Consider the following 24,888-nt stretch of genomic DNA (forward strand, 5'->3'; position numbering starts at 1 on the left):
TTATCTCTCAACACTTCCAGAATTAGTAAACCAAACATTCTTCCTTATCTTTATCAATATAGTGATTTTGATGCAATTATCCCTCAATTGATAGATAAAACAAAAGTAAATTTTAAAATTTTTGTTGAAGATCAAAATAGTGACAAGGATAAAGATAATGACACAAATATAAAAAATATCGCAAACGAATTTCCGGTATTAGATAAGCCTATAATAGGAATTTATAATATACCTGGAGGGATAGGACATTGGACAAGTTTTGCTATTTTAAAAGATGAAAAGGATCAAGTAGTACTATTATATAAAGATTCTATGGGAGGTGATTATCCAAAAGATATTCAGAAAGTGGCAGAAATGTATTCTAATAATCAAACTGTAAAACCCATTGTAAATAACTCAAAAGGACAAGGGGGGCATTTAACTAGTAAGGGTGTTGATGTTAATTGTGGTATATATGCTTTAAAAAATGCAGAAATAATATATAAAAATATTATTGACCCTACAACAGCAATAAACTTTATCCGTAACTTTAAAGAATACACATTTTCATCTCGTGAAGAAGCAGATGAAGCTAGAAAAAATGAATTTGCTAAAAAATATGTCATAGGTACATATAACAAATTACTGAATCAGGAGTTACAAGATATTATAAAACAATCTATTCATCATAGACACGAATCAGAACTTAAATCAATTAATAATTTATTGAATACGACACTGCAATCTATTTCAACTCCGGAAATTGCAGGATGTGAAATATTGGATTATAACTCTGCATTTTCAATTACTAATTATAATAAACCTAATTTATATTTAGAAATCAGTAATATACAACAAGAATCAGAGAAATATAAATATGAATATCACATATCTACTCCTACGAATTATGCAACAACTGCAGAAAAATTTCTGCAGAATTCTAATTTTAACATAGAAAAAAAAGAAAATATTACCGGAGGAGTACGTTATACAGTTACTTCTAATGAAATCGAGAAAATACCTAATTGGTCTGAAGAAGATTTTAAGGAGGTTAAGAAAGCTCATGAAAGTGATGACTTAAAAAATAAGATAATTAATGAGATGCTACCGACAGCACTCGATGTTGATCTCAATTCCTTAGTAGAAATAAAAGAAATAATCAATGCCGAAGAAGGGAAGAAAAAAGAGCAATTAAAAGCCGATATAAAGCTTAGCCAAGATATAGCAACTCCTAGTGATAATATATTTAATAAGGATACACAAATTTCACCACAAAAACTTTCAACTTTATCACATAATTGGTTAAATATTTCCAGTTTTCAACCATTTGGCAGCTCATTTCAAGATACTCCAAGCCCTGCTGCTATTAATGATATAGAGAGTAATGAAATGAGCTCTAAACCTAATAGTATTGAAGAGTTACAAAGTAGAAGCTCTAGCTCTTCTCAAGACTTATTATCTAGGAATAGTAGTGAGGAAGAACTAGTATTTAGTAGGCCCGTATTACCTAATAAACGAAAACATAGTTCTAGTGAGAATGAAGAGTTAACACTAAGTGATAGCGAAGATGAGTTATCTAGTAGCAGTGTTAAGAAGCAGTTAAATAAAAAACCTAAAGCAAGCAATTTTGGTGAGGTGATGCCTATACTTTTTGAGCTAGTCAAAAACTTGAAATTTAGTAATCTTACTTGCGTCGAAAAAGAAAACCTTACTAATTTATTATTACAAGAAGAGCTAAATGTAAATGGAAAATATAATTTAACCGAGCGTTTAGCTGCCGTAAAATGGCGAAAATCTCGGTATGAAAGACGTAATTAAAATAGCAACTATATTAGAGTATAATGAAAAAAATCCTGATACGCCTATAAAACTACCTGCAGAACTAGAAAATACGCCTATATTACAAGACGCTCTTTTATATAAGATAGCTAAAGAAAATAAAATTAAAATTATCAGCTTAGAAGGTAAGAATTTAGAACACTTAAAAGATACACCGCTTTATAATGAGAATCGTGAACAATATATGACGGACGTAATTAATGAGATTCGTGGAAAGGATATAATGTGATTGCAAGTGTCGGCTCTAGTCATGTGATTAATTTAGAGAAAAACTTAGAAAACAGTAAAAAACATGACATAGGATTTAGTCACATACCTAGAAAAATACTGCAGAAAGCTTTAAATATTGGAAGTTCCGTTCCAACAGGAATGGTTAACATAAAAGCAAGCACTAAAGGTAATAGTATGGTACAACGGAAAGCTTTAAACAATCAGTCAAAAAGAAATATCTCAACTGGAAGATAACTCTATTCTATCGTTTGATATTTTTGTAGAAATACTGAAAAATGAAGAATGGCACGGGCTAGTGTACAATTTGCTAACCACTAGTACAAAACGACAGTATATAAGCGATACTTTTTTTTATGCAACAAAATTTACAAGCAGCATAAAAATTTAAAGGGTGGAGGCAAGTTGCCTCTGTTTTTTTCTAATTTATTCTGCTCCTAATATAGTAACGTAATCGTCTATAGGGTGAACATTAATTATTTCATTAAGCTCGTCGTTTAAATCTATAAGCTTACCTCTTGTGATTTTTCCCGTTTCAAACTCTTTAATACCGGCAGTTATTTTTACTATATCAGACGTATTTGTTAAATGTGGTATTTTATTTATAGCTCCTTTAAATAAGTTTTTATTAGGTACACTAATAGTTTTATCATTTTCTAATTTAATAATTATTGCTGCTGCTATTTTCTCAAAAGTATTTGTATCTATTTGATCACCTTGTTTTGCTTTTAATAAACTACATATATTTTTAAATTTTTTTGTTTCAGCTAAACTTAAAGCTGTTTTACTATTTTCGGCAACATGATTAAAAGCTTCAATAGACATTTTAGGTATAAGCAATTTACAAATTTTAGTGGAAAAATTTTTAGCAACATCAGTTAAAGCAGTGTCGCCGTTACCGTTAACATGATTAATAGCCTTACTAGACATTTTAGATAGAAGCAATTTACAAATTTTATCATAATTGTGCTCAAGAGCATGAGTTAACGCAGTCTTGCCTTCATCATCAACTTTGCTTAACTCATTTGCATCCATTTGTGAAATTAACTTCGTTGCTTCTTCCGTATGAAAACTGCACATTGCTTTTATTAATTTTTTAAATGAAGCTTTAGATTGTTCTTGAATCATAATTATATCCTTATTAAATTAATATTTTGTTAAAGATCAACAAAAATATGAATATATCATAATAAGAAGTTTTAAGAATTTAACAGAAATTGAACTATAAGTATGAATAAATGAGTTGAGATTAATTTAGAGAATTTATGAATATATAGAGGATTAGAGGAAATAATAAGAAGTATTAATAAATAGCAATAATTGCAATTAATAATTTAATATATTAGTTAATTATTTTAAGTAATTAGTTGCTGCATTTGAAGTAACGACAATCTCATTAGTAATTGAGGCGGCACTTGTTCCACTTAAGAACAATGATCGCTCTAACTGGCGGCGTTTCACTAAGCCTTGCAGCTTAACACCGCCTTTAACATGCACCCAACGCAGTAATTTATTGGCGGCGTTCAGGTACTCGCCTCGGTTAAGTTTCTGCCGCAAGGTTGATGCTTGAAACTTCCCGCTACCAAAATTAAAGATAAATGAGATTAAGGCGACTTGTTGCTTAATTAAATTATTAATATTTCTTTTTATAAGGTGATAAATTTACTATTTAGAAGAAAGAGAAAAGCTGCTTAGTTTAGAGATTTAGTAAAAGACAATTAATAAAAATTAGTTTTATCGAACCTTTCATTAAACGGCAAAAAGCTTGATTTTATGTGGAGTTCGTCGTTTAATACGTTTGTAGAAATACTGAAAAATGAAGAATGGCGCACCCGAGAGGAGTCGAACCCCTAACCTTATGATCCGTAGTCATATACTCTATCCAATTGAGCTACGGGTGCTAAGCTTGAAGTACTTATTTCTAAGCCTTATTTCTTGTTGTTAACATACGAAGAAGCATATATAAAAGCATAGCATTTGTCAAGAAACATAGAACGTTTTTATGTTTCTCTGAATAAATAAAATATAAAAAATTACAATTAATAATTGAATTATAATATTAGATATTGTATATAGAAGTGCATAAATTAACATGAGAAAAAAATGAATAAAATAAAATTAATTATAATTTGCATACTTTGTATTAATATGATTGCACAAGCAGACAATATATCGGAAGCCGCTAAAAAAAATTTAGAGGTAATTAATTCTTTAAATGTTGAGGAAAAATGGCAGAAAGGTAATGTAATAAATTGTAAGTCGGGAGAAACTTTATTAGAAGAAACGGAAAAATATAACTCTCCTAAGTTAAAGCGTTTGACTCATTGGAAGTGTTGAGAGATAAGGAATTAAGCAGAGAATTACAGGAAGGATATTTTTTTGGAAAAATTTGTGTTTAAATTTAATATTTAGTTAAGAAAGTAATAATTAATATATTCCAACTAAATATTATAATGCGTTATTGATAGTTTCTTTTTTGTCTTAGGTGCATTATACACTAATAGCCTGGCACATGTCAAGAGAAAAAATTAATAATTCCTTATTTAGTTAAAAATACATTGATGATTTTTCTGTGAAAAGGTCCTGGTGTTATACGGATCTATGTCATTCCTAGCTAAAAGTGGGAAAGTGTTGTTGTGTGGATCAATTTTATCTCTGTCATCCCGTGGCTTGACCACGGGATCCAGTTAAAAATACTAAAATTATTAGTATTTTTTATTGTTTTTATGGATACCGTGGTCAAGCCACGGGGTGACACAGTAGATTCCCGTCTACGCAACAAAGTCTTACGGGAATGATATAAAAAAAGTTTTATCTACTATTACCCTGACCTTTGCCAGTTGATTTATTAGTAGGGCTAGCCGATGGAATAGGAGATTGTTTAGTTTTATGCATTGGCTTGTTCCCGGTCGTAAATTTGTTTATTAATTTTTGTGCTATAGCCGTAACGGGATTCTTGCTAGCAACATTTAAGTTTTTTGCAACGACTTGTGGAGGTGTTTGAGGAGCCGGTGTTTCAATAGAGCTTGCATAACCTTGATGGGGTCTGCTTGGCTCTTGTTTTTGAGTAGATTTTGATTGTTGGAGTGTTACAATAGAAGTTGTAAAACCTTGATATGGTTTATTTACTTTAGCTTGTTTTCTTTTTGGTGTATTCAAAACATTGTGTGTTGCCTGATGTTCGCTTTCGCTTATTTGTTTACCAACTTTATTAAATTTTGTTTTTTCTTTTATTGACTTTTCCGTATCTTCTGTTGACATAAATCCCCTATATTTAATAGCTGTTATTTTATTAAACCATTATTTATCGAGTCAAGCAAGTTAATTAAAATTAAGTTAAGTTAAAATATTAGTTAGAAATATTAAACTATTACTTTAGAGATACTCTATATTGTAGACAAAGTCTTTACATACTTTATAATAAATCAAATATAGAAATAGAATATGCATATGAGTGATAAGTTAGATTCTTATGAACAAGATATTGAAGATAATTTTGAAAAACAGCAAACAATAATAAGAAATAATATATGAGTTTTATAGAAGAATTTATAAATAAAGGATATTTCCATCAATGTACCGATTTGGATCGGTTAACTACTATAACGAAAGAAACAAAAATAGCGGCTTATATAGGCTTTGACTGTACTGCTACCTCGCTACATATCGGTAGTTTAATGCAGATAATGATATTACGGTTGCTTCAGCAGCATGGGCATAAGCCTATTGTAATTATCGGCGGCGGTACGAGTAAAATCGGTGATCCTACTTGGAAAGACGAAGCTCGTAAAATCTTAAGTAAAGAAGATATCGCTAAGAATGCTGAAGGGATTAAAAAATCTTTATCGAAATTTATCAAGTTCGGCGAAGGTGAAAGTGATGCTATAATGCTTGATAATGCAGAATGGTTGGATTCGCTCAATTATCTAGAGTTCTTAAGAAATTTTGGTATTCATTTTTCAATCAACCGTATGCTTACTATGGATTCGGTAAAGCTAAGGCTTGAGCGTGAGCAGCATTTAAGCTTTTTAGAGTTTAACTATATGTTGTTGCAAGCGTATGATTTTTACTATTTAAGCAAGTATTATAATTGTAGTTTACAGCTTGGCGGTAGTGATCAATGGGGCAATATCGTAATGGGTGCTGATTTAACCCGTAAAATAAGCGGCAAAGATGTGTTCGGTATGACGACGCCGCTACTTACAACTAGCTCGGGTGCTAAGATGGGCAAGACTGCTGCGGGAGCAGTATGGCTTAATGAAGATTTGTTAAGCCCGTATGATTATTACCAATATTGGCGTAACTGCGAGGATGCCAACATAGTTAGATTTGCCAAATTATATAGCGAGTTAACTCAAGAAGAGCTTAATAAGTTTGAAAGTTTAGCGGCTGAAGATATTAATGCAGCTAAAAAACAGCTTGCTTATGAGTTAACTAAGCTTTGTCATTCGGAGCAGGCAGCAAAATCAGCTTTAGAAACTGCGGTAAAGATATTTGAAGAAGGGCAAATCGATGAGAATTTACCTACCGTTGTTTTAGAGCAAGAAGTATTACAAGCAGGTATTAGTGCGTATGAGTTATTTCATGAAGCAGGGCTTGCTAGCTCTAAGTCAGAAGCACGCAAACTTATAAGAGGGAAAGGTGCTAAAATAAATGATGAGGTGGTTGCAGATGAGAATATGATAATTAATACTACTTTCCTACTCGATAGAAATGTTATAAAACTCTCTGCCGGTAAAAAAAGACATATATTAGTTAAGGTTTGAATATTTTTCTAGATTATCATGCTCCTTTCAGTTGCAACATTATTGTATGGCTCAAATATATTACGTCTAATTGAAACTGCGACTTTCAATTAGACAAATTGTACATTTTCTATCTAATGAACCCCTATAACATAAGTTAAATTCAAATTTAAAAAGTAATGACTAAAATAAGGCTTGATGAATATTTGCTGCAAAAAGGTTTTGTAACAGATATTACTGTAGCACGAAGCTTAATTATCCAAGGTAAAGTACATAATAAGCATGAGCAGTTAATTAAGCCTGGGATACAGGTTAATATAAATGATACCGACATTAAGGTAAAGCTACCGCAGCATAATTATGTTTCAAGAGGAGCATTAAAGTTAATTGCTGCTTTGGATTATTTTAAAATTGATCCTGAAAATTTAGTTTGTATTGATATCGGTAGTAGCACCGGCGGTTTTACGGAAGTATTACTTGAGCATAAAGCAAAATTAATTTTTGCTGTAGATGTCGGTTATGGCGAACTTCATCCTAAATTACGTGACAATCCACAAATTAAAGTGCTTGAGAAGACTAATGCACGATATTTAACCGATAAGCAAATAACAACGAAGCCTGATTTAATTGTTTGTGATGCCAGCTTTATTAGTTTAACTACTATATTACCGACTCCACTAAATTTAGCTAAAGAAGATTGCATGCTTATTGCTTTAATAAAACCGCAGTTTGAGGTCGAAAAGCATGAAGTAGAGCATGGAGGAATTATTAAAAATCCTCTCTTACATCAAAAAGTATGTGATAAAATCAAAGATTGGCTTGAAAAAGAGCATAATTTTAAAATATTTGGTATTATAGAAAGTCCAATACTAGGAGCTAAGGGGAATAAGGAGTTTTTAATAGCAGGGCATTTTAAGCCTTGATAATTAAATAAGGATGGTATTAAGTAACACTTAATGCTTTATACTCGATGAACTTCAAAAATTGGCGTTGTCATTCTACAAGTCCTGCGGTACTCACGTATTATTATACGCTCCGTTCCTCGGCTTGTGAACTCCTTGCTCTTTTTGAAGTTCATCTTCGTATATCGACTCTTCATTTACTCGGAGTACACACTTATGAGATATGATCTTTTAGATAAAAAAAAGAAGAAGTTAGATGATTTACGTCCATTAAGTTCTGAATTGACTAAAAATTTAGAGGAATGGTTTAAGGTAGAATTAACTTATACAAGTAATGCTATCGAAGGAAATACTTTATCACGTAAAGAAACTGCTATAGTTGTTGAAAAAGGTTTAACTATAGGAGGTAAAACATTAGTAGAGCATCTAGAAGCTACGAACCATGCAAAAGCTTTAGATGTTATCAATAAGCTTGCTAAGAAGAAATATTACGAAATCACCGAAAGAGATATCTTAGCAATACATTATGCAATCCTATATGGTATTGATGATTATAATGCAGGTCATTATAGACATGTACCGGTGCGTATTTCAGGTTCTAGTGTGATAATGCCTAATCCTGCAAAAGTACCATTGTTAATGACGGATTTTATAAGTTGGTTAAATAGAGGTAAAAATATCCATCCGGTCGAGCTTGCAGGAGAAGCCCATTATAGGCTTGTAACAATTCATCCGTTTTCAGATGGAAATGGTCGCACTGCACGTTTATTAATGAATCTAATCTTAGTTATGGAAGGCTATCCGCCTGCAATTATAAGACCTCAAGAACGATTGCCGTATATTACGTCTTTAGAAATTGCACAGCTTGGCGGTTCAAAAGAAAAATATCAAAAGATTATTTATAATGCAGCTAATCGTTCACTTGATATTTACTTAAAGGCAATAATGGGCGAAGAGCCGTCAGATATTGGAAAATCAGAAAGATTAATGAAAATTGGGGAACTAGCTAAAGCTGTTAATGAAAATGTTTCCACAATCCGCTTTTGGACTAAGGTAGGGCTACTTGAAATTGCCGATATTACCGATTCAAATTATCAACTTTATTCTCAAGAAGCACTTGAGAGATGCAAAAAAATCCAACAATTGAAAAAACAGAGAGCAACTATAAACGAGATTAAAGATAAGTTATAAAAATATTTTAAAATAATTTAATTGTGGTTTTTTGGTATTGCTATAAAAATATAAAGTTAAATATTGCTTATATATTCTAATTAGTGTATTTTCATTACGGATAAGCATTATAAAAATTATAGATAGGTGGGTTTATCCCACCTTTTTTGTTATAAACATCAAATATGCAAACTATTGAACAACAAATAACAAACGTAATAGAAGAATCCTTGACGGATATGGGGTTTGAGTTAGTTCTTGTTAAGTTTAAAGGTGTTAACCCTAAAGTAGTCGAGATATTAATTGATAGCTTAAACGGTAAAAAAATATCTGTGGAAGATTGTACTAAAGCAAGTAGAACTATCTCCGCTATTCTAGATGTTGAAGATTTAATAGAAGATGCCTATTCTTTAGAAATAGCATCAAGCGGTCTTGAACGTCCGTTAGTAAAGTTTGAAAATTATAATAGATTTTTAGGAAGAGAAGTTAAAATCAAACTTAAAGAATTATTGAACGGCAAAACTCGTTATCAGGGTAAAATAATTAAAGCCGAAAATAATAAAATATATTTAAAATGTGAAGAACAAGAAGTACTAATTGATTATGATTTAATTAAAAATGCCAATCTAGTTTTAACTGAAGAAGTATTTAAAAAATTGCTAAAGCAATAAGAGATAATGTATGTCTAATATAGGTAATGTAGAAATTTTACAAATTATAGATTCTGTAGCCCGTGAGAAAGGAATATCAAAAGAAATTTTGATTTCAACGGTTGAACAAGCGGTACAAGTAGCAGGACGAAAAAAATACGGTAATGAATATAATATTAAAGCTCAGATAAATAGGAAGACCGGTGAGATAAATCTTTTAAGGATCTTAAAAATAGTAGAAGATGTAGAAGATTACTTAACGCAAATCTCACTTGAAGAAGCTTTAATAAAGAATCCGGAAGCTAAAATCGGTGATGAGATATATGAATATTTACCACCGATTGATCATGCTAGAGTATCGGCTCAAGCTGCAAAACAAGTTATAACTCAACGTGTTATAGAAGCTGAACGTGAAAAGCAATATCATGACTTTAAAGATAGAAAAGGCGAAATTATAAACGGGATAGTTAAGAGAATAGAATACGGTGATATAATAGTTGACTTGAGTCGTGCTGAAGCAATAATAAAAAAAGATCAATTAATTAAGGGTGAGAATTTTAAGCCTAATGATCGTATAAAAGTATATGTACAGGATGTAAGGCAAGAAACAAAAGGACCACAGATTTTCTTGTCTAGAGTAGATAACCAAATGCTGGTTAAGCTATTTAAGCTAGAAGTACCTGAAATTCTTGAAGATAGTATTCAAATAAAATCAGTAGCACGTGATCCCGGTTCAAAAGCAAAAATAGCGGTATTTGCTTCGGATAGTAGTATAGATCCCGTAGGCTCATGCGTAGGTATTAGAGGTAATAGAGTAAAAGCCATAACAAATGAGTTAAATGGAGAGAAAATTGATATAGTATTATGGAGTAATGATCTTGCACAGTTTATAGTTAATGCTCTTGCACCGCTTGCACCCGGGGAAATCACAAAAATTTTGATTGATGAGGATAGGCATAAGGTAGAAGTAGTAGTTTCGCAAGAAAATCAAAGTATTGCAATAGGTAGAAGAGGGCAGAATGTTCGTTTAGCTTCTAAGCTTACCGGTTGGAATATCGATATAATGACCGAAGAGCAAGAATCAAAAAGAAGAAATGAAGAGTTCTTAATCTCTACGGAATTATTTATGGAAGCTTTAGATGTTGAAGAAGTTATAGGACAGCTTTTATCGGTAACGGGATTTAATTCGGTAGAACAAATCGCAACTAGTGAAGTTAGTACTTTAACAAGAATCGAAGGCTTTGAGGAAGAACTTGCCGTAGAGATCAAAAATCGAGCTATTAATTACGTCGATCTTAAGAATGAAAAGATTATCAAAAAGCTAGAGGATCTGGGAGTTGAGCAAGAATTAATAGATATATTAGAATTACCGCTTGAATTAATATTAAAATTTGCCGAATATGGTATAAAGACCATAGAAGATTTAGGAGAGATGAGCGTAAATGAATTTAAAAATTTAGCTCCAAATTCTAATATAACGGACGAAAATATTAAATTACTGATTAAAACTGCTAAACAGCACGGTGAATTAAAGGATAGTTAGAGGATGAGGGTATTGTTCTTGCGTAGCATTGTTGTGTAGACTGGTAAAACCTACGGTGTCACCCCGTGGCTTGACCACGGGGTCCATAAAAACAATAAAAAATACTAATAATTTTAGTATTTTTAACTAGATCCCGCTAAAAGCTCGCGGGATGACAATAGAAAACCGGTCCATGCAACAAAGCCTCCTCGTAATGACGAGAAAAAATTGATCCATGCGGGCAACATTTCTACGGGAATGACATAATAAGTAGTAGACGGAAAAAACAGAAACACAAAGGTTTTAAATATGACGGATAACCAGGAAATCAAACCCAAAAAGTTGACACTTGGCAATTCAAAATTATCGCTTAATAAGTCTTTTGACTCTCTTACAGGAGCTCAAAGCTTTGTTAATGCTAAATCTAAAACGCTAGTAGAAGTTAGAAAAAGCTCTACCGGTAGTACTACTACCCTTTCATTAAATAAAGAAAGAAATAGCTTAGATCAAACTGCTATTGATGCTAATAAGGAAGAATTTAACAGACGTTTATCTATTCTTAAAAAAGCTGCTGAGCAATCTAAATTAAATGACCCTTCACAAATAAGTACTTTAAGTAAACTTGCAAGTATTAACTCTGCTAACTCAAAAATAGAAACGCTAGAAACTGAAGTTGAACAAAAACAGCAAAATGCAGAAGAAGAAAAAGTAGAAGCTAGTGCTAAAACTGTCCAAAATAACGAAGATATACAGCCGCAAACATCTAAAAAGAAAGAAGAAACTTTTGTAAAGTCTCCTTTAGTAGGAATGCGAACACGTTACGGGATAGAATCAGAGAAAGAAGTAGATAAAACAGCAGATAATAAAGTAGTCGCACCAAAAATTAAGCTAGAAGAACCAAAAAAATTCAAAAAAGCTGATCTTTTCAATATGCTTGGCGACGACGAAAGCGGTAGCTGTAGAACTAGAAGTCTTGCTTCTATAAAAAGAGCTAGAGAAAAAGAAAAGCGTAAATTAGTATCACAAGCACCTGAGAAAGTATATAGAGAAGTGACGATACCAGAAGTTATCGGAGTCGGTGATCTTGCAAATGCTATGTCTGAAAGAGTAGCAGATGTAATTAAAGAATTAATGAAGCTCGGTATTCTTGCAAATGCCAGCCAAACAATAGATGCCGATACGGCGGAACTAGTTGCAACAAATTTAGGGCATACGGTAAAAAGAGTTCAAGAATCGGATGTTGAAAATGTTTTAATTAGTGATGATAAGGTTGAAGATTTGAGAACACGTGCTCCGGTTGTTACAGTAATGGGGCATGTAGATCACGGTAAAACATCATTACTTGATGCTCTTAAATCTACGGATATTGCTGCAAGTGAAACTGGAGGAATTACCCAGCATATCGGGGCTTATAGAGTAACGCTTGCAGACGGTAGAGCGATTACTTTTATTGATACTCCTGGTCACGAGGCTTTTTCGGAAATGCGGTCAAGAGGTACTAAAGTAACGGATATAGTTATTATAGTAGTCGCAGCAGATGATGGAATCAAAACGCAAACGGTTGAGGCAATTAATCATGCGAAAGCAGCGGGCGTTCCTATAATTGTAGCTATTAATAAGATTGATAAGCCTGATATTGATATTGAGCGTGTAAAGAACGAATTATATGTCCACGAAATTATAGGTGAAGAGGCAGGTGGTGACGTTATGGTTATTCCTATCTCGGCACTAAAGAAAATTAACTTAGATAAACTTGAAGAAGCGATTTTATTAATTGCAGAAATGCAGGATTTAAAAGCGAGTCCTTTCGGTTCGGCTGCCGGTGTTGTAATCGAGTCAAAAATCGAAAAAGGAAGAGGAACGCTAACCACTATATTAGTTCAGCGAGGTACTTTAAGAAACGGTGATATTATAATAGCAGGTAGCTCTTATGGTAAAGTTAAAAAGATGACTAATGATAAGGGACTAGAAATAGTGGAAGCAACACCGTCTGTTCCTGTAGAAATTCAAGGTTTAAATGAAGTACCTTTTGCCGGCGATAAATTTAACGTAGTACAAAACGAGAAACAAGCAAAAGATATAGCCGAATATAGAATGCGTCTTGCTAAAGAAAATAAAATATCTATTGCACCGCGTTCAAGTTTAGAGGATTTGTTTTTAAAAGCTTCCGGTAATAGTAAAATTAAGGGATTACCTTTAATTATTAAAGGTGATGTCCAAGGGGCGGTTGAAGCTATTTCAGGTAGCTTATTAAAATTACCGAGTGATGAAATAAAGCTTCGTATACTTCATAGCGGCGTAGGTCCGATAACGGAATCCGATGTATCTCTTGCACATGCTTCTTCAGCTATTATTGTCGGCTTTAACGTTAGAGCAGGGGCAAATGCTTTAACTGCCGCAGAAAAAGAAAAAGTTGATATTAGATATTATAGTATAATATATAATTTAATTGACGATGTAAAAGCCATTATGAGCGGTATGCTTGATCCAATCGTTAGAGAGCAATATATCGGAAGTGTGGAAATCAGGCAGGTATTTAATATTACCAAAATCGGAAAAATCGCCGGTAGCTATGTAACTAAAGGGATTATTAAGAAAGGAGCAGGCGTACGCTTATTACGTGATAATATAGTCATTCATGAAGGAAAGCTCAAAACTTTAAAACGCTTTAAAGATGAAGTTAAAGAAGTTAGAGAAGGATATGAGTGTGGTATAGCATTTGAAAATTACGAAGATATTAGAGAAAGAGACACAGTTGAAGTTTTTGAGCTAGTTCAAGAACAGAGACAATTATAGTAGAATTTTTATTATATGTCATTCCCGCAAGGCATTGCCCGCGTGGATGAATTTCACCTCTGTTATCCCGTGGTCCCTCCTATAGTACCGGACAATTTTTATTATATGTCATTCCTGCGAAAGCGGGAATCCAGTACTTTAAAGCTTTTTTAAAGTTTTATCCTAAAAAAACGATATAATAAAAAATCTTTAAAATTAAGATTTTTTAGCCTGGATCCCCGCTTTCGCGGGGATGACATCGAGGACTTTTTAAAAATTGTCTGGTACTATAGACCCCTCCACGGGATCCAGTTAAAAATACTAAAATTATTAGTATTTTTTATTGTTTTTATGGACCTAGTTAGCAAGCGAACTAGGTGACACAGTGGGTTTTACTAGTCCACGCAATAAGACCTTCCCGTTTCCTCAGGAATAACATTTAGTAGAATATCCCTCTTTGATAAATTAATCAATTTTAAGCAAAATATAATAAAAAAGTTAATAATCATTAGCTTTTATCTTGACCTCCTCATAATTTCTATTATAATGCAACGCTGATTATTATAATAATAAATGAAGAAGAATTATGGCAATAATATCAATTTTTAATAAGTTACAAAATTTAATCCCGCATAATATTTCTTCAAAGCCGGCCTCCTATCTTGCTAACGATGAATTTAATTATCGTTCAAATGAAAAATTAAAAATTTGGGGGTATAAAGATACTCTAGGTATCTCTCAAATCAAATATACTGATATTATGAATGAGCTTGATGGTAGCGAAAAAGTAACTAACACACCTGAAAGTAAAGGCTTTTTCAGTACATTTAGTTCATCATTAAAAACAGTTTATGATTTTGGAGTAAAGAGTTTTAATATTATAAAAAATACATCTAGTATTCTTTCTTCTAAAGTTGCTGAAACTTTTAATTTTGTGAGTAATAAAGTTTTTTCTTATTTAAATAATAACGCTGAAGAAACATTTAATCTCTTAGATCAACTTGAAACTCTTTCTGATAATGAGTTAGTAGAAGAAATTTTAAACACGCCTGAAAATGAATTAGATGAAGTGTTTAAAAAGATGACATATGAAAAATTGGCAGAATTAATTAATAATATTTCCGATGAGCAAGCACAAAAATTAGTTAATTATATTATGCCTTGGCATTTTGAAAAAGTAATAGATTTAATTACACAAGATAAGTTGGATAAATTATTTAATGAAAACCCTAATAACCTTTCTTTAGAAGAACTTACCGAGCAGGAACTAAAAAAATTATCAAATGAGGATATTTCTGATGAATGGCTTAAAAATATAATTATTTTAGCTGGAGAAGAAAAGTTTGCAGAAAAGCTTGATATTATTTCAAATGAAAATCTAGAAAAAATTATTAATAATATTTCAAATGATAAGCTAGTAACAATAATTAATAACGTCTCGGATGAAAATCTAGAAAGAATCGTTAATATTAACTTACAAAAGATATTGCCTTTGCTTCCTTTTAAAAAAATCACACAAATACCAACCTTAATGGACGATAAAGAAATTGTAGAGCAGTTTGAAAAACAGCAATTATTAGAAGAAATTATAAATACGCCTGATAGTGAATTAGATAAAATTAAGATCACATATGAAAAATTGGCAAAATTAATTAATAATACTTCGGATGAGGATTTAGAAAGAATTGTTGATAGTCATAGTTTATCAGGATCGTTAGTTCAAGAAATAATAACCCTTATATATAACAAGAAGTGTGCAAAGCAAGAATCAGGTGAAGTATCTGATAGCGATTCCGGGTTCTCTGATTCTGAAGATGAAATAGAAGTATCAGACAATCAAGTAGGGTTCTCTAATAGTGATTTTACTACGAAGTTATCAGGTAATAATTTTGGATTCTTTGATTATGAAAGTGATAATGTAGTATATGTATAATAAAGCTCTTATGTCAACCTATCTTATTCCACACATATGGTAAACAAAAAAATGGATTCCTGCTTTTAGTAGTTTTGTTGCATGGATCAAAAAACCTACTTGATGTTATTCCCGCGTGGCATTGTTGCGTGGATCAATTTTGCCTCTGTCATCCTAGCTCACTTGTAGCGGGATCCAATAAAAATACTAAAATTATTAGTATTTTTATTGTTTTTTGGATACCGTGGTCAAGCCACGGTATGACACCGAACGGATTTTTTGGTCCATGCAACAAGGTTGCTTTTAACTAGGAGCGACGTAATTTATTGCTATTTTAGCATCAGACGGGCGTATATAAAGCGGTTCGATAGAGCTATTTAACTTCATACCGCTCGATAATCTACTAGCAATATATCTACAAATAACCCATGCTTTAACTCGTGCAAAACGTGGTAAGGTTATTATATTCGGTAAATGTATAATTTGGTGATATATAAATTCAAGCCCGCTACCACAGCACACTATATTACCTTTCTCATTTGCAAGCAGTTTTATAGCATACTCGAAATCTATCAATAACGGCTCTTCTATTTTTTCTGATTTATGAAAAACTTGCATATAAAGCTGTGAGCGATAAGCGTTTAAAAAGACATATATTTTATCATAATCTTTAACTTGAGTTATGGCTCTAAAGTAGGCATATTCAAAATTGCTAACTGCTACTGCTTTAATATTTTCCTTGGCAAATAATATACCTTTAGCACTAGCAACTCCTATTCTAATGCCGGTAAAGCTACCGGGTCCGTTAGTTACCGCTAAATAATCTAGATCATCATATGAACATTTAGCTGATTTCATCACGTCTTCTATCATCGGCATGAGATTCTCTGCTTGCATAGAAGGGCGTAATTCTTCTATATATGCCAGAATATTCTCATTTTCGGATATTGCTACTGATGCAGTATTATTGGCTGTGTCAAATGCTAGTATTTTCATTGTATACTCGATGAACTTGAAAAATTGGCTACGTCGTCTTAATAAGATCTGCGGTTCTCACGTATTAAGTATACGCTGCGATCCTCGACTTATAGACTCCTTGCTCTTTTTCAAGTTGATCTTCGTATACTGACTCTTCATTTTACAGGAGTATATAAGTTATAAACGCCAGTTTAGGATAAGATTTTAACAAATCTTATCCTAATACTGATAAAAATTAAGTAAAAATGATAGTTTAAGGCGGCTTTGCACTATCATTTTAAATCATTGTCCTACTAAGTATATTTAATCTTAAATATACTTAGTAGTAATTTATTTTCATAATCAAGACGAAGAACCGCTTCGAGTCTTGATTATTCAACTTTCTTACCGAATTTAGGATAAGTTCTTATTCTAAATTCGCATTATAATATATTCAATAAAAATTTGGCGTGCTTCAACTTGTCTATTATTATGAAATAAATATCTATTAAAAAAATAGTTTGTTAGGGTTAAAGCTTGTCTTTTTTCTTCTAATGTAATCTCACTATCATCTGAAAGTAAAAATTTTGGTAAAATCAATAATTTATCTTTGTAAGGCTTCCCTACTTCATATGATAATGCTCTAGCTGATTTAGGTGATACATAGGTTAAATCAGTTGTAACCTGAGTCACGCCGCACTTGGTAAGATCAAGCTTATAACCCGTCTTGGCAAGTAAAGCCAGCTCAAAATTAATATAATCACGAAAACAAAAATTCTTTGATAAATTATCTAAATAGTTAATTAGAAATGAAAAAAAATTAGAATGTTCTTCTCTTTCATGAAATAACTCTTTGATTAAAGATATAACGGAATTAAAGGCATATAATTTAGCTTTATTTATGATAAAATAACCGGTGTAAGATTTGATGAGTTCGCATTTAGCCATGCCGATATGTTCGTGTAGTCTTGCCTGCCAAAGAAAATCTACAATATTTCCTTCTTGATATATAAATTTGCTTTTTTTAGAAGATTCTTTTACGACTCCCGAATATAAACCATGATTTTTAGTAAAAACCGTAATAATAAATGTATTTTCTTTCAAAGGTTTTTTAGCAATTATTACTCCTACATCTTTGATATTCATAGTTTTTCCTTGATGTCATATCGCGACTTGTACTTGAGGTATCCAGTCTTTTTTAATTTTTTTTGGATCCCGTGGCGGGGCCACGGTATGACATAGAGTGTTTTTCCACTCCACCCAATAACCCTCTAGCTTCCTTAGAATCCCCTGTATATACTATATTATTGTATCCTAGTTTGATTGCAGTAAATAAAGCGGCGTGATCCTCTCCTACATTTACGGTAAGCTCTAAAACTTTTTTCGGAAATTCTTTACTTAAAATTTTAAACATGTAATCAATTGCTAGCATACCGTAATATTTTACGCTAGAGGCATGATTTGTTAATATCAACTGCTCTTCTACATTAGATAAAAAATTACGTGCTTCTTCCAAATTTCTTATTTCATAAACTATATAGTCAAATGATTTGAATTCACTGAACGAGTCACTCGTCGCACTCCTATTAGTTATAGGCTTCGCTCCTTGCTCCTTGTAATTAAATCCAACTGATTTGACTATACTCATTTGATTATCTCTTTTAAATCCTTTAAATGTAAGACGGAAGATATAAAGTCATACGTTAAATTCTCAAGTTTAGAGCAGATAATCTTATTAAATCCAAGCTTTACGGCTTCTTTTATTCTTGTTTCTGCTTTTGCAGTTTTTCTTATCTCACCCGATAAGCTTATTTCACCGAAGAAGATGCTATGTTCGGGTACAGGTTTGCCAGTTGCGGCAGATATTAAGCTCGCTGCTACTGCAAGGTCCGAAGCAGGATCGGCAATTTTAAGCCCTCCAGCGATGCTTAAATATACTTCATAATTAGCAAGATTAAGTCCTATCCTACTACTAAGCACGGCAAGTATCATTGATAATCTATTAGCATCCCAGCCCACCGCAGAGCGTCTAGGAGTTACCATATTTGAAGGTACTATGAGGGCTTGTACTTCCATAAGTAATGGTCTTGAGCCTTCAATTCCTGCAAAAATAGACGTACCTATAACGTTCTGCTCTCGCTTCATCAAAAATAGTTCAGACGGATTTGTTACTTCAATAAGCCCGCTGCCGCTCATCTCAAATACTCCTATTTCACCCACACCGCCAAAACGATTTTTATATGAACGTAAAATACGAAAATGATTATTATGATCTCCCTCGAAATATAGCACGGTATCAACTAAATGCTCAAGTATCTTAGGACCTGCTAGCTGACCGTCTTTAGTTACGTGACAGCTTAGTAAAATAATTATATTGTTTTGCTTAGCATAATTAACAAGTTCATTTGCACATGTACGAATTTGTGAAACAGTGCCTGGAGGCGAGGATAATTCTTTTGTGGTAATTGTTTGAATAGAATCAATCACTACTAAATCAATATTATTTTTATTAGCTTCTATACTCGCAATAATATCTTCCAAATTAGTTGCTGCTAAAATATCGGTATTATAGTTAGTTAGATTTAACCTTATGGCTCGGAGTTTTATTTGGTCTAATGATTCTTCGCCCGTTATATATAAGCAATTCATCTTTGATACAAAGTTACTTGCTGCTAGTTGTAGTAACAAAGTAGATTTGCCTATGCCAGGGTCTCCTCCTATTAATATAGCAGAACCAAGCACCAAACCGCCACCTAGTACTCTATTTAATTCGCCTATAGGGGTAGGGATGCGTAACTGTTCGGCTACGTGACCTGAAAGCTTATCGAAATCTTGTTTGCTACCTGTTTTAACAATTGCTTTATTCGTGCTTACTATCTCTTCGACAATACTACCCCATACACCGCAGTCAAAGCACTGCCCCGACCATTTAGGACTAGTATTTCCACAGTTAGAACAGATATAATGTTTCTTGTCTTTGGTCATATTAACTAGTAGTCCTAGATATTTGCATAATACGTATACGATCCTTTATATATGGCCATTCGTTACGTTCTACAAGTTCTAAATCATAATGTGATTGTAGATTAATCCACATTTGAGCCGAAGTTTGAAAATATTTACCTAAACGCAAAGCCATATCAGCAGTGATTGATCTTCTGCCATGCACTATAGCATGGATACGGCTAGGCGGTACATCAATATCACGAGCTAACTGGTTTTGACTTATATTCAAAGGTTTCATAAATTCTTCTTCTAATACCTCACCTGGTGTTACAAGAGTGATTAATTGGTGCATACAACCTCCTTAATGATAATCAATAATGCAGACATCATGAGCGCTTCCATTGTGCCAAATAAAACATATACGCCATTGATCGTTAATGGAAGTGTTGAGAGATAAGGAATTAAGCAGAGAATTACAGGAAGGATATTTTTTTTGGAAAAATTTGTGTTTAAATTTAAGATAAATTTTGGTCAGTATATACAAAATTAGTAGAAATTTTGTTACTATCTATGCGTTATCTATGATAATATTAGCTACCCGTTAAAACGGTTAATCGTTTCAAATTAAAACATATAGCCTTCATAAATTCAGAGAATTGAATTTTGACAATACCAATATATCTGACACGTTTATTATCTTGTGAAAATACTCTTTCAAAAGGTGCTCTAATTTTTGTATAATATTTATCAAGGTCAAAATTCTTATCTTGCATGTTATTTTTCTTTACAGCACAAAGATGCACTCCTTTCCTAGTGGCTGCATCTTTGACAGGCTTTGTACAATATGCTTTATCTACAAACTTATTACCTCCTTTACAACCAATTTTAGCTTGTTTATCATTTGCAACTTTAGACAAACTCTTATTATTGAGCTTGTCATATTTTTGCTTCCTCAACTCATCACGTTCTTCCCAAAGACTAGATTTTGAGATTAAATGAGAGGCATCCACAAAAGTAAATACCTCACTCTTATAACCTTGCTTTCTTAGTTGATCTCTAAAGTTTGTAAATATTTTTGATAGTAAATTAGTACCTATCTTCTTACGTATTTTACTAAACACACTATAATCTGGTGTCGTCTCTGTAAGAGCAAAATCACAAAACCATTTGCCAGCAGTACTATCAGCTAAATAACGCTCTAATTCTCGATTAGATAAGTCTTCCATAAACTGTAAAAGCAAATATTTAAATAACTGTAATGTTCCATAGCCTTTATAATTAGCTTCAGTTTCTAGCACTAATAACTCTTTTTCAACTGCTTTAAAATTAAATAAACTTTTAAATCTACGATATTGATGATCTGTGCTAACTAATTCATCTAAACTGACCATTGTTATTTGATGCTCTAACATTTCTTTACTTTCTTATTTTTTTATTACATTATAACCTCTTACTACTCATATCTCAACACTCCCTTAATACGAATACTATGTTGATCTATTCTGTCACCTTTTAATGACTCAAGATTATTACCGGGCGGAGAACGTAAATCATTAATATTACTAGCCGAATTCAGTAATTTAAGCTTTCTTTGTGCTTGACAAGAGATAGAATTAAAACGCTTTGTAAATTTGTTATAAAATAGTTTTTCAGTGTCAGAACAAGCAAAAGATACAATCATGGATATAACAGTTTTAGTATTGCTTTAATAGTATTAACAAAAATATAATACATCAAATTTTATGTCATTTCAAGAAGATTTAGATATTGTTTGCATAGATTAATTATTATATTTCAAAACCAGTAGCTTACTCTTACTATATAGTTTTTCACGTAAAATTTCAATATTTTCATCTAAAGCATAATCATCTAGTTTAGCCATCTCAATAACTATGATAGTACCGTCTCTAAGCCAGTTATTTTTTATCAGCAATTTCATTACTTTAGTTACTATATCTTTATGATAAGGGGGGTCTATAAATATAAGATTAAATGATTCATTTGCTTTCGGTAGATTTAAAGCATTAATATTAACCAAATTAACATTATTTTCAATGTTTAGAGATTTAGCAAATCCTTCTGCTATTTTTAATGAGGATGTATCAATATCAATTAAGGTAGCAAAACCTGCTCCTCTTGATAGGCTTTCAAAAGCAAGGCTACCGCTACCGGCAAATAAATCGAGAATGTGGGTATTTTCGTTAAATAATTTATTACCGGTAAACTCACCGGAGGTTAATATACTAAATATTGCCTCTTTGAGCTTACCGGTGGAAGGTCGATATTTGATATTTTTAGCGGTAGGTATAATTTGGTTTCTATATTTACCGGATATTATTTTTAACACTTATTTAGTTATATGCTTCTTTTGTTGAATTTGTTTTTTTTTTCATCTTTTATTTTTTTGACAAATCCTTTGCCTTTAGTGTTAGGCTTAAATTTTGCTGCAAATTTACCAGGCTCTGTTTGTTGTTTTTCTACAGTTTTATCTTTTATTTCTACTTTTGGCGTTTCCTGGTTTAAATTATTTTGTGCTTGTTTTAAAATATCTTGTTCTTTAGCTTTATCAATATTATTATTTAAATTTTCTTCTCTTTCTTTAGATTTTTTTGTCTCAGCTTTTTGTCTTGCCTGTTGTTTTTCTGTTACTAATTCATCAATATTTTCAGGAGGCGGTGAGATATATTTATCTATACTGCTAGTCAAATTTTCAAATGATTTCTGAAGATTGCGTAAAGGTTTTTGAGTAAGTTTATAAGTTCCGGTAGCGACTAGACCTCCGGCTAAAATACCTGCTCCTAGAATAACAGCTTTAGTAGTAAGGGCCGTGCCGGTGACCAATAATACAGGCATCACTACAAAAGGTACAGTTGCTACTGCAAGACCCGCTACTACGGCAAGCCCTACTAAAAATTTCTTACTTGCTAAAAAATTTGTTACGCTGCTAATTCCTGATGTAGTAGTTTTAGCAATTTTTGTACAAAGCTGTCCTACTCCGGTTTTCAGAAACCAAAAATTTTTTTCTCTTGCATGAATTTTATCTTGTAATTTAGCATGTTCGTTAACATTGACAGATGTTTTTTTACCGTCTTTATCTTGATGATCTAAATTCCCTTTAGCTTCGCCTTTAGTATCATGCATCTTTGTAGCATCGTTGATTTTTGCTTTATCAAAATCTGCTCCTTCTTTATTAATTCCAGCTAGATTTGCTGCTTTTAGATTAGCTTGCTTTAGATTTGCTTCTTTGAATATAGCCTCGGCTGCTTCTACTGTTTGCATATCGGCATTTTCAAGTAGCGCTTTAGTGAAATCGGCTTTAGTAAGATCGGCACGCTGCATAATTGCATTTTTAAAGTTAGCTTCCTTAGCATTAATATTTTTAGCAATAGCATCAGAAATATTTAATCCTTCAGCTTCTGCTTTTTCTAAAGTAGCATTACTTAACTTAGCAAATTGTGCAGTTGCATTAGTAAGCGTAGCGTTTGTAAGATCGGCATATTCAAGATTTGCTTTATCAAGCTTTGCTTTTGTTAAATCAGCATTCTTAAGTTTAACACGCTGCATTATAGCTTCTCTTAAGTCAGCTTCTTTTAAAGATAGTATATTTTCAAATTCAGTATCGCTAAAATAGGCATTCCTTGCAGTTATGCCTTGCATGTTACATTGCTCTTTAAATTTTGTTTCTAATGCATGTGTTTTATTCATAAAAGCATTTTCAAGATCAGTAGAAACGATATTTGCTTGATCTAGAAGTGCATTATTTAAAACTACTCCCTGCATTTGAACTCTTTGCATATCTGCATAAGCAAGTGATATACCGGTAAGATTAGAATTTTTCCATTCTGAATCTTTAATAATTAACTTTTCGGCATCGGCATTAACCATCATAACAGCATTAAATTTGCTATTTGTTACCTCTGCTTCAGATAAATCTACTTTAGGCATGTAAGCTCTCGACATATCACTATTTTCAATTTTGCTATTTTTAAGATCAGCAAAAAGAAATCCTGCGTTACGAGCCATAACATTTTGAAAAACGGCATTTTGTAAATTAGCTCCTTCAAAATTAGTAAAATCTAAATTACAATCCGAAATTTTAATATTTTCTAAATTAGCTGAAGCAAATAATGTATTCTTCAGGTTAAGATTAGTAAGAGTTTTAGCTGATAAATTAATTTCTGAAAGATCAGGGATTATATGTGTATCTTTTGAAAGATTTTTTTGTTTTCTAACAAAATCGGTAAGAGATAATTTTGTGTCAGATTGTTTTGCTGCTTCAGCTAAATATAGATCAAATTCGGCAGAAGTTAATTTTATATATTCTTTCGGTATATCACGCTCTTTGGCAGTCGAACCTATAATATATGATGGGTCTAGTTTTATTTGTATTTCTTCATTTTTTAGCTGCTCAAAAATATCTGCAAGACCGTTACCGCAGAACATTCTAAGGTTATCTAAAGCATATATTTCAGTTTCTAGTTTATTTACTTCATGCTGTAACTTATTGATTTTTTCTAGTTCATTTCGTCGATTTTGAGCAATAGTTTCTGCACTATTCCAAAAAGCATTTAAAAGATTGGCAGCAATCCCAGGATTATCTAGGTTTTGCTTTAGAGTTTCTAACTCTTCTTGCTTAGTCTTTAGCTCTTTTGATTTAACTGTATGTAAAGTTTCTTCGTCTTCCGTAGCTAGAATATATTTCTTTTTATTTGTAGTTTCATCTATAACTACTTCTTTAATGCGTTCTTTTTCTAAATCCTTATCTATATATTTATTTAATCTTTCAAGATCTGAAAAAGATAGTTTTATATCTCGTATTTTATCTTTTAGATTGGGGATTTTATAGTTATCATAATCTTTATAATTAAAGTCTGTGTAATGAAGATTTGCTCCTCTAAAGTCGGTACCGATAAATGTACAATCATTAAATTTTACATTTGTTAAATCTGAATCACATAATATGGTATTTGTTAAGTCACAATTATTAAATACGGCATCTGTTAATATTGTACCTTGGAAATTAGCATTGACTAAATCTGCGTTAATTTCCATATTTTCTAAGCTAGTAATGATAATTTTATCATTATCTTCAGCGAAATATTTATTTTTGATAAAATCATTTAATGAGACACTAGGGTTATCTTTTATATAACCAAGATAATCGTTTAAGTCTTTTTCTTCACATTTATATATATTAAGATTTGTCATATGTTTTCTATTGTCATATGTTTTCTATGTAATTAGTTAAAATACATTAATAATA

Annotated in this window: 28 protein-coding genes, 1 tRNA gene and 1 pseudogene; 15 read left to right on the forward strand and 15 right to left on the reverse strand. The window is 32.0% G+C overall.

Annotated features, from left to right (window positions below; all coding sequences use genetic code 11):
• The 3 genes from SB78_RS11210 to SB78_RS11220 all read left to right on the forward strand — a co-directional run.
• Nucleotides 1-1,797, forward strand: a 1,797-nt coding sequence (locus SB78_RS11210) for a hypothetical protein (RefSeq protein ID WP_241773802.1), incomplete at its 5' end; no start/stop codon positions are given.
• Nucleotides 1,781-2,047: a hypothetical protein gene (locus SB78_RS11215; RefSeq protein ID WP_241773803.1), complete on the forward strand. Its 267-nt coding sequence runs from the start codon at nt 1,781-1,783 to the stop codon at nt 2,045-2,047. The genes SB78_RS11210 and SB78_RS11215, both read left to right, overlap by 17 nt.
• On the forward strand, nt 2,044-2,283 hold the full coding sequence (locus SB78_RS11220; RefSeq protein WP_241773804.1) for a hypothetical protein: 240 nt from the start codon (nt 2,044-2,046) through the stop codon (nt 2,281-2,283). Before SB78_RS11215 ends, SB78_RS11220 begins: the two co-directional genes overlap by 4 nt.
• Before the next feature lie 189 nt (nt 2,284-2,472).
• On the opposite strand, the gene SB78_RS06190 is transcribed toward SB78_RS11220, so the two are convergent.
• From SB78_RS06190 to SB78_RS06195, 3 genes are all read right to left on the reverse strand, one after another.
• Nucleotides 2,473-3,174, reverse strand: coding sequence for an ankyrin repeat domain-containing protein (locus tag SB78_RS06190; RefSeq protein WP_052458506.1), 702 nt, complete (start codon nt 3,172-3,174; stop codon nt 2,473-2,475).
• Between the two features lie 222 nt (nt 3,175-3,396).
• On the reverse strand, nt 3,397-3,708 hold the full coding sequence (locus tag SB78_RS08465; RefSeq protein ID WP_338390886.1) for a lysozyme: 312 nt from the start codon (nt 3,706-3,708) through the stop codon (nt 3,397-3,399).
• Between the two features lie 162 nt (nt 3,709-3,870).
• A tRNA-Arg gene (locus SB78_RS06195) sits at nt 3,871-3,947 on the reverse strand.
• 202 nt (nt 3,948-4,149) lie between these two features.
• On the opposite strand from SB78_RS06195, the gene SB78_RS06200 reads away from it, so the two are divergent.
• Nucleotides 4,150-4,383, forward strand: coding sequence for a hypothetical protein (locus SB78_RS06200; RefSeq protein ID WP_199402826.1), 234 nt, complete (start codon nt 4,150-4,152; stop codon nt 4,381-4,383).
• A gap of 277 nt (nt 4,384-4,660) precedes the next feature.
• On the opposite strand, the gene SB78_RS10285 is transcribed toward SB78_RS06200, so the two are convergent.
• A complete protein-coding gene (locus SB78_RS10285) occupies nt 4,661-4,825 on the reverse strand; it encodes a hypothetical protein (protein ID WP_199402821.1) in 165 nt (54 codons plus the stop codon).
• A gap of 32 nt (nt 4,826-4,857) precedes the next feature.
• Nucleotides 4,858-5,307 carry a hypothetical protein gene (locus tag SB78_RS06205; RefSeq protein ID WP_241773805.1) on the reverse strand — a complete coding sequence of 150 codons (450 nt, stop codon included), beginning with the start codon at nt 5,305-5,307 and terminating at the stop codon, nt 4,858-4,860.
• A 189-nt stretch (nt 5,308-5,496) separates the two neighbouring features.
• Between SB78_RS06205 and SB78_RS12070 the strand changes: the two are divergent.
• The 7 genes and pseudogenes from SB78_RS12070 to SB78_RS11225 all read left to right on the forward strand — a co-directional run.
• Nucleotides 5,497-5,562 (forward strand): annotated as a pseudogene (locus tag SB78_RS12070) (CopG family antitoxin); the annotation flags it as partial.
• A gap of 14 nt (nt 5,563-5,576) precedes the next feature.
• A complete protein-coding gene (tyrS, locus tag SB78_RS06210) occupies nt 5,577-6,812 on the forward strand; it encodes a tyrosine--tRNA ligase (RefSeq protein ID WP_041079438.1) in 1,236 nt (411 codons plus the stop codon).
• A 158-nt stretch (nt 6,813-6,970) separates the two neighbouring features.
• Nucleotides 6,971-7,714: a TlyA family RNA methyltransferase gene (locus tag SB78_RS06215; protein ID WP_041079440.1), complete on the forward strand. Its 744-nt coding sequence runs from the start codon at nt 6,971-6,973 to the stop codon at nt 7,712-7,714.
• A gap of 195 nt (nt 7,715-7,909) precedes the next feature.
• A complete protein-coding gene (locus SB78_RS06220; RefSeq protein ID WP_041079442.1) occupies nt 7,910-8,884 on the forward strand; it encodes a Fic family protein in 975 nt (324 codons plus the stop codon).
• A 164-nt stretch (nt 8,885-9,048) separates the two neighbouring features.
• A complete protein-coding gene (gene rimP / locus SB78_RS06225) occupies nt 9,049-9,534 on the forward strand; it encodes a ribosome maturation factor RimP (protein ID WP_041079444.1) in 486 nt (161 codons plus the stop codon).
• A gap of 10 nt (nt 9,535-9,544) precedes the next feature.
• A complete protein-coding gene (gene nusA, locus SB78_RS06230) occupies nt 9,545-11,056 on the forward strand; it encodes a transcription termination factor NusA (protein ID WP_041079446.1) in 1,512 nt (503 codons plus the stop codon).
• Between the two features lie 31 nt (nt 11,057-11,087).
• Nucleotides 11,088-11,186 carry a proline/betaine transporter gene (locus SB78_RS11225; protein WP_081420996.1) on the forward strand — a complete coding sequence of 33 codons (99 nt, stop codon included), beginning with the start codon at nt 11,088-11,090 and terminating at the stop codon, nt 11,184-11,186.
• Here the strand turns inward: SB78_RS11225 and SB78_RS10405 are convergent.
• Nucleotides 11,179-11,331 carry a hypothetical protein gene (locus SB78_RS10405; protein WP_206743496.1) on the reverse strand — a complete coding sequence of 51 codons (153 nt, stop codon included), beginning with the start codon at nt 11,329-11,331 and terminating at the stop codon, nt 11,179-11,181. The two genes, SB78_RS11225 and SB78_RS10405, sit on opposite strands and share 8 nt — an antisense overlap.
• A gap of 13 nt (nt 11,332-11,344) precedes the next feature.
• Here SB78_RS10405 and infB point away from each other — a divergent pair, with 13 nt between their 5' ends.
• From infB to SB78_RS12020, 4 genes are all read left to right on the forward strand, one after another.
• On the forward strand, nt 11,345-13,831 hold the full coding sequence (gene infB / locus SB78_RS06235) for a translation initiation factor IF-2 (protein ID WP_041079448.1): 2,487 nt from the start codon (nt 11,345-11,347) through the stop codon (nt 13,829-13,831).
• Between the two features lie 15 nt (nt 13,832-13,846).
• Complete coding sequence (locus SB78_RS09765) at nt 13,847-13,984, forward strand: hypothetical protein (RefSeq protein ID WP_158510115.1); 138 nt, start codon at nt 13,847-13,849, stop codon at nt 13,982-13,984.
• 412 nt (nt 13,985-14,396) lie between these two features.
• A complete protein-coding gene (locus tag SB78_RS06240) occupies nt 14,397-15,743 on the forward strand; it encodes a hypothetical protein (RefSeq protein ID WP_041079450.1) in 1,347 nt (448 codons plus the stop codon).
• 77 nt (nt 15,744-15,820) lie between these two features.
• Nucleotides 15,821-16,033, forward strand: a complete 213-nt coding sequence (locus SB78_RS12020) for a hypothetical protein (protein WP_241773807.1) — start codon at nt 15,821-15,823, stop codon at nt 16,031-16,033.
• On the opposite strand, the gene tsaB is transcribed toward SB78_RS12020, so the two are convergent.
• The 9 genes from tsaB to SB78_RS06285 all read right to left on the reverse strand — a co-directional run bounded on the left by tsaB (nt 16,026) and on the right by SB78_RS06285 (nt 24,833).
• A complete protein-coding gene (gene tsaB / locus SB78_RS06245) occupies nt 16,026-16,718 on the reverse strand; it encodes a tRNA (adenosine(37)-N6)-threonylcarbamoyltransferase complex dimerization subunit type 1 TsaB (protein ID WP_041079452.1) in 693 nt (230 codons plus the stop codon). The genes SB78_RS12020 and tsaB overlap by 8 nt on opposite strands.
• Before the next feature lie 393 nt (nt 16,719-17,111).
• Complete coding sequence (gene recO, locus SB78_RS06250) at nt 17,112-17,825, reverse strand: DNA repair protein RecO (protein ID WP_041079454.1); 714 nt, start codon at nt 17,823-17,825, stop codon at nt 17,112-17,114.
• 52 nt (nt 17,826-17,877) lie between these two features.
• Nucleotides 17,878-18,216, reverse strand: a complete 339-nt coding sequence (locus tag SB78_RS06255) for a hypothetical protein (RefSeq protein WP_041079499.1) — start codon at nt 18,214-18,216, stop codon at nt 17,878-17,880.
• A 107-nt stretch (nt 18,217-18,323) separates the two neighbouring features.
• The gene (gene radA / locus SB78_RS06260) at nt 18,324-19,664 is read right to left on the reverse strand and encodes a DNA repair protein RadA (RefSeq protein ID WP_041079456.1); all 1,341 of its coding nucleotides are present in this window, start codon (nt 19,662-19,664) and stop codon (nt 18,324-18,326) included.
• 1 nt (nt 19,665) lies between these two features.
• The gene (locus tag SB78_RS06265) at nt 19,666-19,977 is read right to left on the reverse strand and encodes a HigA family addiction module antitoxin (protein ID WP_041079458.1); all 312 of its coding nucleotides are present in this window, start codon (nt 19,975-19,977) and stop codon (nt 19,666-19,668) included.
• A 238-nt stretch (nt 19,978-20,215) separates the two neighbouring features.
• Nucleotides 20,216-21,037, reverse strand: coding sequence for a transposase (locus SB78_RS06270; RefSeq protein ID WP_041079460.1), 822 nt, complete (start codon nt 21,035-21,037; stop codon nt 20,216-20,218).
• A 41-nt stretch (nt 21,038-21,078) separates the two neighbouring features.
• Nucleotides 21,079-21,306 (reverse strand): type II toxin-antitoxin system RelE/ParE family toxin, encoded by a 228-nt coding sequence (locus SB78_RS06275; RefSeq protein ID WP_052458507.1) that lies wholly within the window; start codon nt 21,304-21,306, stop codon nt 21,079-21,081.
• 99 nt (nt 21,307-21,405) lie between these two features.
• Nucleotides 21,406-21,972 carry a 16S rRNA (guanine(966)-N(2))-methyltransferase RsmD gene (rsmD, locus tag SB78_RS06280; RefSeq protein ID WP_041079463.1) on the reverse strand — a complete coding sequence of 189 codons (567 nt, stop codon included), beginning with the start codon at nt 21,970-21,972 and terminating at the stop codon, nt 21,406-21,408.
• 8 nt (nt 21,973-21,980) lie between these two features.
• Complete coding sequence (locus tag SB78_RS06285) at nt 21,981-24,833, reverse strand: pentapeptide repeat-containing protein (protein ID WP_041079465.1); 2,853 nt, start codon at nt 24,831-24,833, stop codon at nt 21,981-21,983.
• Between the last annotated feature and the right edge of the window lie 55 nt (nt 24,834-24,888).

It is taken from the genome of Rickettsia asembonensis (assembly GCF_000828125.2).
Classification (GTDB): domain Bacteria; phylum Pseudomonadota; class Alphaproteobacteria; order Rickettsiales; family Rickettsiaceae; genus Rickettsia; species Rickettsia asembonensis.

Excerpts from the sequence above, each read along its gene's own strand:
- infB (WP_041079448.1), top strand. The coding sequence starts at position 11,345 with ATGACGGATAACCAGGAAATCAAACCCAAAAAGTTGACACTTGGCAAT.
- recO (WP_041079454.1), bottom strand. The coding sequence starts at position 17,825 with ATGAATATCAAAGATGTAGGAGTAATAATTGCTAAAAAACCTTTGAAA.
- SB78_RS06215 (WP_041079440.1), top strand. The coding sequence starts at position 6,971 with ATGACTAAAATAAGGCTTGATGAATATTTGCTGCAAAAAGGTTTTGTA.
- tsaB (WP_041079452.1), bottom strand. The coding sequence starts at position 16,718 with ATGAAAATACTAGCATTTGACACAGCCAATAATACTGCATCAGTAGCA.
- SB78_RS09765 (WP_158510115.1), top strand. The coding sequence starts at position 13,847 with ATGTCATTCCCGCAAGGCATTGCCCGCGTGGATGAATTTCACCTCTGT.
- SB78_RS06240 (WP_041079450.1), top strand. The coding sequence starts at position 14,397 with ATGGCAATAATATCAATTTTTAATAAGTTACAAAATTTAATCCCGCAT.
- SB78_RS06220 (WP_041079442.1), top strand. The coding sequence starts at position 7,910 with ATGAGATATGATCTTTTAGATAAAAAAAAGAAGAAGTTAGATGATTTA.
- rimP (WP_041079444.1), top strand. The coding sequence starts at position 9,049 with ATGCAAACTATTGAACAACAAATAACAAACGTAATAGAAGAATCCTTG.
- SB78_RS06205 (WP_241773805.1), bottom strand. The coding sequence starts at position 5,307 with ATGTCAACAGAAGATACGGAAAAGTCAATAAAAGAAAAAACAAAATTT.
- SB78_RS06265 (WP_041079458.1), bottom strand. The coding sequence starts at position 19,977 with ATGCACCAATTAATCACTCTTGTAACACCAGGTGAGGTATTAGAAGAA.
- SB78_RS06275 (WP_052458507.1), bottom strand. The coding sequence starts at position 21,306 with ATGATTGTATCTTTTGCTTGTTCTGACACTGAAAAACTATTTTATAAC.
- SB78_RS11215 (WP_241773803.1), top strand. The coding sequence starts at position 1,781 with ATGAAAGACGTAATTAAAATAGCAACTATATTAGAGTATAATGAAAAA.
- SB78_RS06190 (WP_052458506.1), bottom strand. The coding sequence starts at position 3,174 with ATGATTCAAGAACAATCTAAAGCTTCATTTAAAAAATTAATAAAAGCA.
- SB78_RS06200 (WP_199402826.1), top strand. The coding sequence starts at position 4,150 with ATGAATAAAATAAAATTAATTATAATTTGCATACTTTGTATTAATATG.
- SB78_RS06285 (WP_041079465.1), bottom strand. The coding sequence starts at position 24,833 with ATGACAAATCTTAATATATATAAATGTGAAGAAAAAGACTTAAACGAT.
- tyrS (WP_041079438.1), top strand. The coding sequence starts at position 5,577 with ATGAGTTTTATAGAAGAATTTATAAATAAAGGATATTTCCATCAATGT.
- SB78_RS06270 (WP_041079460.1), bottom strand. The coding sequence starts at position 21,037 with ATGTTAGAGCATCAAATAACAATGGTCAGTTTAGATGAATTAGTTAGC.
- radA (WP_041079456.1), bottom strand. The coding sequence starts at position 19,664 with ATGACCAAAGACAAGAAACATTATATCTGTTCTAACTGTGGAAATACT.
- nusA (WP_041079446.1), top strand. The coding sequence starts at position 9,545 with ATGTCTAATATAGGTAATGTAGAAATTTTACAAATTATAGATTCTGTA.